The sequence below is a fragment of the Ramlibacter sp. genome, from assembly GCF_035706265.1.
Lineage (GTDB): Bacteria > Pseudomonadota > Gammaproteobacteria > Burkholderiales > Burkholderiaceae_C > Ramlibacter.
Genome location: NZ_DASSVG010000459.1, coordinates 1 through 10,274, shown reverse-complemented (window position 1 = coordinate 10,274; position 10,274 = coordinate 1). Strand labels below are relative to the sequence as shown.

The window sequence follows — 10,274 nt, the reverse complement described above, 5'->3', positions numbered from 1 at the left end:
CTGGGTGGCGGAGCTGGGACCCGCCACGGGACAAACCAGATCGCGCGCAGCCGTATTCGTGGCTGGTGCGGAGCCGTATTCGTGGCTGGTGCTGAGCCGGATTCGTAGGCTGGTGCTGAGCCGCGTCAGCGCGAAGCCCAGCGATGCGCGAGCGCAGCGAAGCGCTGGGCTTTCGCTTCGCTCCAGCGCCAGCCTACTCGGGAAACGAGGGATACCCGGCCGCTTCCGTCGCCTTCGTCAACGCGGCGACGTCCGTCTTCGCGTCGTCGTAGGTCACCTTCGCGTTGCGGCGCTCGTAGCTCACCACCGCGCGGCTGACGCCGGGCACCTTCATCAGGGCGATGCGGATGGTGATCGGGCAGGTGTCGCAGTCCATCGTCGGCACGCTCAGGACCACCTGGCGCTGCGCGGCGGACGCCGAACCCGCGGCCAGGAGCGCGGCGGCCAGCACGGCAAGGATCTTGTTCATGTCAGCACTCCGTCAATAGAACAGCGGCGCCGCGAGCGGCACCACGATGGGCACGAGGGTGAGCACCGCCACCAGCCAGAACCAGCGCCGCGCCGTGGAGCCGGCGCGCCGGCAGGCGGCCGGATCGGCCGTGTCGCAAGCCGCGGCCGCCGCGGGGCGGTACAGGCGCCAGCCGGCCAGCGCCAGCGCCAGCAGTGCCAGCCCAGACAGCGGCACCGACCACGGCTGCAGCACCCGCAGCTGCCCGATCCAGGCGCCGGAGATGCCCACGATGGCGAAGAAGAGCGGCATCACGCAGCAGGCCGAGGACAGCAGCGCGGCGATGCCGGCAAGCGTCAGCGCCGGTGCGGTGGCGCCGGCGGGCTGCTGCGGTCCGGATTCGGTGACGGTCTTCATCGATCCTGGCTTCAGCTCGCGATCTCGCGGGCCGTGATCTGGTAGGCGAAGGTGTCGGGATCGTACGGGTCGCGCGCGCCGGCCGCGGTCTCGGCCTGCGGGTACATGAAGAAGCCGAGCTTGCCCTGCTTCGCGCCGGGCAGCTTCACGTCGCTGGCGCTGTTGTAGCCCATCCAGTTGCCCTCCCAGGCACCGAACAGGCCCTTGCGCACGGGCGCCACCACCGGGTGGCCCGCGTCCTTGATCCATTCCGCCGTTTCCTGGCGCATCACCTTGGTGACGTCGGCGGGGTCCATCGCGACCCAGCCATGCTCCTTCAGGTACACCTCGGCGCGGCAATGCTGCGCGCCCTTCAGGCTCGCGGGATTGGCCCCGAGCTCGCGGTAGCCGAAGGCGCTGGGCACCAGGCGGATGCCGTAGATGTCGCGCGCCGGGACGCCGGCGGCGCGGCACAGGCCGACGAACAGGGCGTTGATGTCGGCGCACTTCCCGCTCAGGTTGCCCGACTCCAGCATGGCCTTGATGTCGCCGGCGCCGCAGCCGCGCACCTTGGGCTCGCGGTAGGTGCTGACGATGATCCAGTCGTAGATCCGCTGCGCCTTCTCGCGGTCGTTGCGCGCGCCCAGCACGATCTGCCTGGCCACCTTGCGCACGATGCCGTCGGTGCTGATCAGTTCGCTCGGCTCCAGCCAGTGCCGCAGGTCGGCCGGATCGGCAGGCGCCGGTGCAGGGGCCTTCCAGTCGACCGCGCGATTCTGGGTCTCGATGCGGTTGGTGAGCACCAGGCGCGGATCGGGCGTGCCGGGCGCGAAGCGCGCCACCAGCACCTTGGCGCCCGTCTTGCCGTCGGCGGCCAGCCGCACGTCGCGGGCGTTGCCCGACCAGCTCACGTCGCCGGTGCGCTGCCAGGAAGTCTCCACCGAGGGCACGGGCAGCCAGACCACGGATTCGCCCGCGGCTTCGCGCAGTTGCACGGTGGTGGTCACCTCGAAGGCGCGCCAGCCTTCGGGGCGGGGCTCGAAGCGGCGCGCGGCTTCGGCGGATTGCGCCAGCGGCGCGGCGCCCACGGCCAGCGCGGCGGAGGCGGCCTTGACGAGATCGCGGCGGGACAGGTGCGGCTTCATGGGATCTTCCATCGGTTCACAAGAGGCGGCGCCGGGCGGCTGAGCCTCGCGAAGGGCGCCAAGTATAGGGGTTGGGTTCAGCCCCTTGCGGAGGTGGGGAAAGGCCTGTCTCAGGGAGCGCGGGCGCTGCGGAAGCCGGCGAAGATGTCGCGCCGGTGCGGCTCGTAGAAGTTGCGGTAGCGCGCGTGGGCCAGCGCCGGTGCGGTGGCCGGCGAGGCGCCGCGCAGCACCCGGCGGCTGCCGAACCAGGGCATCGAATAGTCCCGGTACGGATGCGGCGCGAAGCCGGGATAGGGCTCGAAGGGGCTCGCCGTCCATTCCCAGACCAGGCCCCAGCGGAAGCGCGGCTGCGTCAGTGCCGCGCACTCCCATTCGGCTTCGGTGGGCAGCCGGCGGCCGCACCAGCGGCACCAGGCCTCGGCCTCGTGGGCGCTCAGGTGCACCGCCACTTCCTGCGCGCGCAGCGGGCGCCACGCGCCGTGGCGCATCTGCTCCCAGCCGTGCGCCGCGCGGCGCAGGCCGGCGGGCCGGCGCTGGCGCTGGGCGGCGAGCCAGGCCAGGCCCTCGGGCGTCCACCATCGGGCGTCGTCGTAGCCGCCGTCTTCCACGAAGGGCAGGAAGGCGCCCCAGGTCACGGGCGAGGCATCGATGGCGAAGCGCGGCAGCTCCACCTCGTGCGCGGGCAGTTCGTTGTCGAAGGCGAAGCCGGCGCAGCTGGTGCCCAGGCCGAAGCGCAGCGGGCCGACGGGCAGCTCCGCCGCCGCTTCTGCCTGCGGCGGCTCGGCACTCTCCCGCAGCGGAATGCCCAGGCCCTGCGCCATGTAGACGGCCGCCTCGGCGTGCATCTGCTCGTGCACGGCAGCGAGGCGGAAGAAGTACAGGGCCGGGTCGTCGGGGCCGTCCAGCGCGGCCAGCAACTGCAGCGTGCGCTCCTGCGTCAGCGCGAGATAGGTCTGCGTGGCATCGCTGCCGGGCAGCGGCAGTTCCCAGCGGGTGCGGTGCGCGACCCGGCTGGAGTCGTACCAGGCATCGGCCTCCGCCACGATGGAGGGCGGCCGGGCCGCCTGCGGGTCGGCCCGTACGCCCAGGTGCCGCTGCGGGTTGCGCGCGATCCACCATTCCTGGAACCAGGCCACGTGCCCCAGCTCCCACAGCGGCGGGTTGAGTTCGGGCGCGTAAGGCAGGTGCGGCTTCGGGCCCAGCGCGCGGCGGAAATCCTCGGCCAGCGCCAGCGTGCGCTCGCGCGCGGCCAGCAGCGCCGAACGCACGGCGGCAGGCGGGCCTTGCCGCAAGGCCAGAGCGGCGGTCGCGGCCGCCGCGCTATAACCGGTGGATGCCCCGTTCCCCATCGGTCGTGATCGTAAGCCCCGCCCTCGCGAACGCCAACAACGGCAACTGGCGCACGGCCCGGCGCTGGCAGGAACTGCTGGCGGGCGACCACGCCGTGCGCATCACCCGCGAGTGGCCCGACGCGGAGGCGGCCGGCGACGCGATCATGCTGGCGCTGCGCGCGCGCCGCTCGGCGGAACCGATCGCCGCCTGGGCGCAGGCGCATCCGGGGCGCGGGCTGGCGGTGGTGCTGACCGGCACCGATCTCTACCAGGACATCCAGGCCGACGCCGCAGCCCAGCGCTCGCTGCAACTGGCGCAGCGCCTGGTGGTGCTGCAGGAATGCGGACCGGAGGCCCTGCCGGTGTGGCAGCGCGACAAGGCCCGGGTGATCTACCAGTCCACGCCCGCGCTGCCGGCGCTGCCCAAGGGCGACGCACAGCTCGTGGCCGTGATGGTCGGCCACCTGCGCCAGGTGAAGACGCCGCAGACCCTGCTGGCCGCGGCGCGCCTGCTGTGCCAGCGCAGCGACATCCGCATCCGGCACATCGGCGATGCCGCGGCCGAACCGGCACTCGGCGACGAGGCCCGCGCGACGGCGCGCGAGTGCCCCAACTACGAGTGGCTGGGCGCGCTGCCGCATGCCGCGACGCTGGAGGAGATCCGGCGCGCGCACGTGCTGGTGCACACCAGCGCGCTGGAAGGCGGCGCCCACGTGATCCTGGAAGCCGTGCGCTGCGGCACGCCGGTGCTTGCGAGCCGGGTGCCGGGCAACGTCGGCATGCTCGGCACCAGCTACCAGGGCTACTTCCCGCATGCGGACGCCGGCGCGCTGGCCCGGCTGCTGCTGGCGTGCCGCGCCGGCCAGCAGGCGCAAGACCCCGCGGCCGGCCTGCTCGGCCGGCTGGCCGCACAATGCGCCCTGCGCGCGCCGCTGTTCGACGCGGCCGCGGAGCGCAACGCGCTGCTGAACCTCCTGCAAGAACTGGAATCTTCCCCATGAATTCATCGCCCGCCAGCGCCGAACCCCGCCTCACATCGCTTTCGCACGGCGGCGGTTGCGGCTGCAAGATCGCGCCCGGCGTGCTGTCCGAGATCCTCAAGGGCACGGCGCGGCTGCCGGTGCCGCCCGAGCTGCTGGTGGGCATCGAGACGGCCGACGATGCCGCCGTCTACAAGCTCAACGAGGAACAGGCGCTGATCGCCACGACGGACTTCTTCATGCCGATCGTGGACGACCCGTTCGACTTCGGCCGCATCGCGGCCACCAACGCGATCTCCGACGTCTACGCCATGGGCGGGCGGCCGATCATGGCGCTGGCCCTGGTCGGCATGCCGATCAGCGTGCTGTCCACCGCCACCATCGGCCGCATCCTGGAAGGAGGCGAATCGGTCTGCAAGGCGGCCGGCATCCCGATCGCGGGCGGCCACACCATCGACTCGGTGGAGCCGATCTACGGCCTGGTGGCGCTGGGCCTGGTGCACCCGCAGCGCGTGAAGCGCAACGCCGATGCGCAGGCCGGCGACGTGCTGGTGCTGGGCAAGCCGCTGGGCGTGGGCGTGCTCTCCGCCGCGCTCAAGAAGGAGCAGCTCGATGCCGCCGGCTACGAGCGCATGATCGCGACCACCACCCGCCTGAACACGCCCGGCCCGGAGCTGTCGGCCCTGGCGGGGGTGCATGCGCTGACCGATGTCACCGGCTTCGGCCTCGCCGGCCACGCACTCGAACTCGCGCGCGGCGCCGACCTTTCCATCGAGCTGGAGTGGAACAAGGTGCCGGTGCTGCAGGGCGTGCGCGAGCTCGCGCAGGGCGGCTTCGTGACGGGCGCGTCGGGGCGCAACTGGGGCGGCTATGGCGCGGAGGTGGCGCTGCCGGCCGGGTTCGCCGAAGCCGAGCGCGCGCTGCTGACCGATCCGCAGACGAGCGGGGGCTTGCTGGTCTCGTGCACGCCCGACAGCGTGGACCAGGTGCTGGACACGTTCCGACGTCATGGCTTCGGGCAGGCCGCGGTGATCGGGCAGGCCCGTACGGCGAGTGCGGGGGCGCGGCTCGTGGTGCGCTGAAACGCCGGGGTTCGCAAAGCTCACCTTCGGCGGCTGGCGCCGCCCCAGCCTGCGAGATTCCCACGCTGCAATCCGATCACTGAAGCGCCGCAACGCGGCGCTTTCTTACGCACGCAGAAGCGCAGAGCGTCAGCGTCCTGCAAGCCTGGAGGCGGGGTACGCGGAACCACCTAGGGTTGGACCCTCTTCTCGCGCTGCAACATGATGAGCACCATAGACGCCTTCGACTGGACGGCCGGGCGATGCCCGGCCACGACCATGCTGGAGGAGAAGTTTGTCCGCTGAAACGATCCTGGAAACCCAGGGCCTGACCAAGGAGTTCAAGGGCTTCGTGGCCGTGAACAATGTGGACCTGAAAGTCAGACGCGGCGACATCCACGCCCTGATCGGGCCCAACGGCGCCGGCAAGACCACCTTCTTCAACCTGCTGACCAAGTTCCTCGCGCCGACGCGCGGCACCATCGTCTACCGCGGCACCGACATCACGCACGAACGCCCCGCGCAGACGGCGCGCCGCGGCATCGTGCGCTCGTTCCAGATCTCCGCCGTGTTTCCCCACCTCACCGCGCTCGAGAACGTGCGCGCCGCCCTGCAGCGCAGCCTCGGCACCTCCTTCCACTTCTGGAAACCGGAGCGCTCGCTGTACCCGCTGCACCGGCGCGCGATGGAGCTGCTCGCGCAGGTGGACCTGCAGGAGTTCGCCGACGAACTGACGGTGAACCTGCCCTATGGCCGCAAGCGCGCGCTGGAACTCGCCACCACCATGGCGCTGGAGCCGGAGCTGATGCTGCTGGACGAGCCGACCCAGGGCATGGGGCACGAGGATGTCTCGCGCGTGACAGACCTGATCAAGAAGGTCTCGGTCGGCCGCACCATCCTGATGGTGGAACACAACATGAACGTGGTGTCGAAGATCGCCGACCGCATCACGGTGCTGCAGCGCGGCGCGGTGATCGCCGACGGCCCCTACGCCGAGGTGTCGCGCAATCCGCAGGTGATCGAGGCCTACATGGGCTCCGCCGACGTCGAACTGCAGGGAGCCCACTGAACATGGCCGCCAACGAGATGCTGCGCATCGAGGACCTGCACGCCTGGTACGGCGAATCGCACGTGCTGCACGGCGTGAACATGACGGTGAACGAAGGCGAGGTGGTCTCGCTGCTGGGACGCAACGGCGCCGGCCGCACCACCACCATGCGCGCGATCGTCGGCCTGACCGGCACGCGCACCGGCTCGATCCGCATCCGCGGCAAGGAGGCCGTGAAGCTGCCGCCGCACCGCACGGCCAAGCTCGGCGTGGGCTACTGCCCCGAGGAACGCGGCATCTTCGCCAGCCTGTCGGCGGAGGAGAACCTGCTGCTGCCGCCGACGCTCTCGGCCGGCGGCATGAGCGTGGCCGAGATCTACGACATGTTCCCCAACCTGAAGGAACGCGCGGCGAGTCCCGGCACGCGCCTTTCCGGTGGCGAGCAGCAGATGCTGGCGGTGGCGCGCATCCTGCGCACCGGCGCGCGCCTGCTGCTGCTGGACGAGATCTCCGAAGGCCTGGCGCCGGTGATCGTGCAGAAGCTCGCCGAGACCATCCGCACGCTCAAGGCCAAGGGCTACACCATCGTGTTGGTGGAACAGAATTTCCGGTTCGCGGCGCCGCTGGCCGACCGCTTCTACGTGATGGAGCACGGCAAGATCGTGCGCGAGTTCGCGCAGCAGCAACTGCGCGACAACATGGGCATGCTGCAGGAATACCTGGGCGTGTGAGAAGACAGAAGACAGCTTTCGACAAGGAGACCCTGCAATGAAAATCAAGACCCTCGTGTCCGCCCTGGCCCTCGGCTTCGCCGCGACCGGCGCCTTTGCCCAGGCGCAGACCGGCCCGGTGCGCATCGGCTTCATCACCGACATGTCCAGCCTGTACGCCGACATCGACGGCCCCGCCGGCGCCGAGATGATCAAGTGGGCGGTGGAGGACTTCGGCGGCAAGGTGCTGAACCGCCCGATCGAGGTGCTGACGGCCGACCACCAGAACAAGGCCGACGTCGCCGCCTCCAAGGCGCGCGAGTGGATCGACAGCCAGAACCTGGCGATGCTGATCGGCGGCACCAGCTCGGGCACCAACCTGGCGATGGCCGGCGTGGCCAAGGAGAAGAAGCGTCCCTTCATCTCCATCGGCGCCGGCTCGGCCCGCCTGACCAACGAGGACTGCTCGCCCTGGACCATCCACTACGCCTACGACACCGTGGCCCTGGCCAAGGTGGCCGGCAACGCGCTGATCAAGGCCGGCAACAAGAAGTGGTACTTCCTGACCGCCGACTACGCCTTCGGCCATTCGCTGGAAGCGGACGCGACCACCGTGGTCAAGGCCAACGGCGGCACCGTGGTGGGCTCGGTCAAGCACCCGCTGAACGCCTCCGACTTCTCCTCCTTCCTGCTGCAGGCCCAGGGCTCCAAGGCCGACATCCTGGCCATGGCCAACGCGGGCGGTGACTTCGTCAACGCGATGAAGGCGGCCAAGGAGTTCGGCATCACCAAGAGCATGAAGGTCGCCGGCCTGCTGGTGTTCATCAACGACGTGCACTCCGTCGGCCTGGGCGCCACCGAGGGCCTGCAGCTGGCCGACAGCTGGTACTGGAACCAGGACGACGCCTCGCGCAAGTTCGCCAAGCGCTTCTTCGACAAGTTCAAGCGCATGCCGTCCAGCCTGCAGGCGGCCGACTACTCGGCGGCCATGAACTACCTGAAGGCGGTGCAGAAGGTCGGCACGACCGACGCGGAGAAGGTGAACGCCGAACTGCGCTCGATGAAGTACGACGACTTCTACAGCAAGGGCACCGTGCGCGCCGACGGCCGCATGATCCACGACATGTACCTGTTCCAGGTGAAGTCGGCCAAGGAATCCAAGGCCCCCTGGGACTACTACAAGACCGTGGCCAAGATCCCCGGCGACCAGGCGTTCACGACGCCCGCCGAGTCGAAGTGCACGCTGCTGAAGAAGTAACCACAGGGTGAATGCAGCCGGCCCGCGGGCCGGCTGCCCACCGCGGACAGAAAGAACAGAGTCTTGGAAATCTTCGGCATCCCCCACCAGGCCTTCCTCGGCCAGCTGATGCTGGGCCTTGTCAACGGCGCCTTCTACGCCATGCTCAGTCTCGGGCTGGCGGTGATCTTCGGGCTGCTCGACATCGTCAATTTCGCGCACGGCGCGCTCTACATGGTCGGCGCGTTCGCGGCCTGGATCATGTTGGACAGCTGGGGCATCAACTACTGGTTCGCGCTGATCCTCGCGCCGCTGGTGGTCGGCGTGCTGGGCGTGCTCATGGAGCGACTGCTGCTCAAGCGCCTGTACGGGCTCGACCCGTTGTATGGGCTGCTGCTCACCTTCGGCCTCGCCCTGATCCTGGAAGGCGCGTTCCGCCGCCAGTACGGCGTCTCCGGCCAATCCTACGAAGTGCCCGAACTGCTGTCGGGTGCCACCAATCTCGGCTTCATGGTCCTGCCCAACTACCGGGCCTGGGTCATCGTCGCCTCCCTCGTCGTCTGCCTGGGCACCTGGTTCGTGATCGAGCGCACCCGCCTGGGCGCCTACCTCCGCGCCGGCACCGAGAACGCGAAGCTGGTGCAGGCCTTCGGCGTCAACGTGCCGCTGATGGTCACGCTCACCTACGGCGCCGGCGCCGCGCTGGCCGGCCTGGCCGGCGTGCTGGCCGCGCCCGTGATCCAGGTGACGCCGCTGATGGGATCGAACCTGATCATCGTGGTGTTCGCCGTGGTGGTGATCGGCGGCATGGGCTCCATCCTGGGCTCGGTGATCACCGGCCTGGGCCTGGGCGTGGTGGAGGGCTTCACCCGCGTGTTCTATCCGGAAGCCTCCAACATCGTCGTGTTCGTGATCATGGCCATCGTGCTGATGCTGCGTCCCGCCGGCCTGTTCGGCAAGGAAGCCTGAAATGTCCCCGCCCTCCACCTCCGTCGCCACCGCCGAAAACCTGCCGGTGCAGGCAGCCGACAGCGCTGCCGCGCCGCGCGCCCCCGGGATGGGCAAGGCCGTGCGCCTGACGTACCTGGCGCTGCTGGCGCTCGCGCTGCTGGCGCCGGCGATCGGCCTGTACCCGGTGTTCGTGATGAAGCTGCTGTGCTTCGCGCTGTTCGCCTGCGCCTTCAACCTGCTGCTCGGGTTCACCGGCCTGCTCTCCTTCGGCCATGCGGCCTTCTTCGGCTTCGCCGCCTACGTGACCGGCTGGTTCGTGAAGGTGCAGGGCTGGACGCCGGAGCTGGGCGTGCTGGCCGGCGTGGTGGCCGCCGTGCTGCTCGGGCTGCTGTTCGGGCTGGTGGCGATCCGCCGCCAGGGCATCTACTTCGCGATGATCACGCTGGCGCTGTCGCAGATGGTCTACTTCCTCTGCCTGCAGGCGCCCTTCACCGGCGGCGAGGACGGCCTGCAGGGCGTGCTGCGCGGCAAGCTGTTCGGCGTGCTGCCGCTGATCGACGACCGCGTGATGTACTACGTGGTGCTGGCGGTCTTCCTGGCCTGCTTCCTGGGCATCCTGCGCATCGTCACCTCGCCCTTCGGCCAGGTGCTGAAGATGATCCGCGAGAACGAGCCGCGCGCCGTCTCCCTGGGCTACGAGGTCGATCGCTACAAGCTGCTCGCCTTCGTGCTGTCGGCGGGCCTGGCCGGCCTGGCCGGTTCGATGAAGACGCTGGTGATGAAGTTCGCCACGCTGACCGACGTGCACTGGTCGATGTCGGGCGAGGTGATCCTGATGTCGCTGCTCGGCGGCGTCGGCACCTTCCTCGGCCCGGTGTTCGGCGCCGGCGTCGTGATCTCGCTGCAGGACATGCTGGCCGACAAGGTCGGCGAGTGGGTCACGGTGATCATCGGCGCGATCTTCGTG

The 10,274-nt window shown here is 69.9% G+C and carries 11 protein-coding genes; 7 read left to right on the top strand and 4 right to left on the bottom strand.

The genetic code is table 11. The features are described from left to right. Positions 1-193: 193 nt before the first annotated feature. From merP to senA, 4 genes are all read right to left on the bottom strand, one after another. On the bottom strand, positions 194-469 hold the full coding sequence (gene merP, locus VFM98_RS16580; protein ID WP_325108777.1) for a mercury resistance system periplasmic binding protein MerP: 276 nt from the start codon (positions 467-469) through the stop codon (positions 194-196). A 12-nt stretch (positions 470-481) separates the two neighbouring features. Next, the gene (locus VFM98_RS16575; RefSeq protein ID WP_325111002.1) at positions 482-865 is read right to left on the bottom strand and encodes a mercuric transporter MerT family protein; all 384 of its coding nucleotides are present in this window, start codon (positions 863-865) and stop codon (positions 482-484) included. A gap of 11 nt (positions 866-876) precedes the next feature. Then, positions 877-1,989, bottom strand: a complete 1,113-nt coding sequence (locus tag VFM98_RS16570; RefSeq protein WP_325111001.1) for a transglutaminase domain-containing protein — start codon at positions 1,987-1,989, stop codon at positions 877-879. Positions 1,990-2,099: 110 nt separating this feature from the next. Then, positions 2,100-3,338: a selenoneine synthase SenA gene (senA, locus tag VFM98_RS16565; RefSeq protein ID WP_325111000.1), complete on the bottom strand. Its 1,239-nt coding sequence runs from the start codon at positions 3,336-3,338 to the stop codon at positions 2,100-2,102. Between the two features lie 5 nt (positions 3,339-3,343). Here senA and senB point away from each other — a divergent pair, with 5 nt between their 5' ends. The 7 genes from senB to VFM98_RS16530 all read left to right on the top strand — a co-directional run. Beyond that, complete coding sequence (senB, locus tag VFM98_RS16560; RefSeq protein WP_325110999.1) at positions 3,344-4,321, top strand: selenoneine biosynthesis selenosugar synthase SenB; 978 nt, start codon at positions 3,344-3,346, stop codon at positions 4,319-4,321. After that, complete coding sequence (gene selD, locus VFM98_RS16555) at positions 4,318-5,382, top strand: selenide, water dikinase SelD (protein WP_325110998.1); 1,065 nt, start codon at positions 4,318-4,320, stop codon at positions 5,380-5,382. Before senB ends, selD begins: the two co-directional genes overlap by 4 nt. A 274-nt stretch (positions 5,383-5,656) precedes the next feature. Further along, a complete protein-coding gene (locus tag VFM98_RS16550; protein WP_325110997.1) occupies positions 5,657-6,430 on the top strand; it encodes an ABC transporter ATP-binding protein in 774 nt (257 codons plus the stop codon). A gap of 2 nt (positions 6,431-6,432) precedes the next feature. Further along, positions 6,433-7,140: an ABC transporter ATP-binding protein gene (locus VFM98_RS16545; protein WP_325110996.1), complete on the top strand. Its 708-nt coding sequence runs from the start codon at positions 6,433-6,435 to the stop codon at positions 7,138-7,140. Positions 7,141-7,177: 37 nt separating this feature from the next. Further along, positions 7,178-8,377 carry an ABC transporter substrate-binding protein gene (locus VFM98_RS16540; RefSeq protein WP_325110995.1) on the top strand — a complete coding sequence of 400 codons (1,200 nt, stop codon included), beginning with the start codon at positions 7,178-7,180 and terminating at the stop codon, positions 8,375-8,377. Between the two features lie 108 nt (positions 8,378-8,485). After that, positions 8,486-9,325, top strand: coding sequence for a branched-chain amino acid ABC transporter permease (locus tag VFM98_RS16535; RefSeq protein WP_325111004.1), 840 nt, complete (start codon positions 8,486-8,488; stop codon positions 9,323-9,325). An 88-nt stretch (positions 9,326-9,413) separates the two neighbouring features. Next, the coding region (locus VFM98_RS16530) for a branched-chain amino acid ABC transporter permease (RefSeq protein ID WP_325111003.1) at positions 9,414-10,274 on the top strand (861 nt) is incomplete at its 3' end.

Coding starts and splice junctions, on each gene's coding strand:
- merP (WP_325108777.1), bottom strand. CDS start 469: ATGAACAAGATCCTTGCCGTGCTGGCCGCCGCGCTCCTGGCCGCGGGT.
- VFM98_RS16575 (WP_325111002.1), bottom strand. CDS start 865: ATGAAGACCGTCACCGAATCCGGACCGCAGCAGCCCGCCGGCGCCACC.
- VFM98_RS16570 (WP_325111001.1), bottom strand. CDS start 1,989: ATGAAGCCGCACCTGTCCCGCCGCGATCTCGTCAAGGCCGCCTCCGCC.
- senA (WP_325111000.1), bottom strand. CDS start 3,338: ATGGGGAACGGGGCATCCACCGGTTATAGCGCGGCGGCCGCGACCGCC.
- selD (WP_325110998.1), top strand. CDS start 4,318: ATGAATTCATCGCCCGCCAGCGCCGAACCCCGCCTCACATCGCTTTCG.
- VFM98_RS16545 (WP_325110996.1), top strand. CDS start 6,433: ATGGCCGCCAACGAGATGCTGCGCATCGAGGACCTGCACGCCTGGTAC.
- VFM98_RS16540 (WP_325110995.1), top strand. CDS start 7,178: ATGAAAATCAAGACCCTCGTGTCCGCCCTGGCCCTCGGCTTCGCCGCG.
- VFM98_RS16535 (WP_325111004.1), top strand. CDS start 8,486: ATGCTGGGCCTTGTCAACGGCGCCTTCTACGCCATGCTCAGTCTCGGG.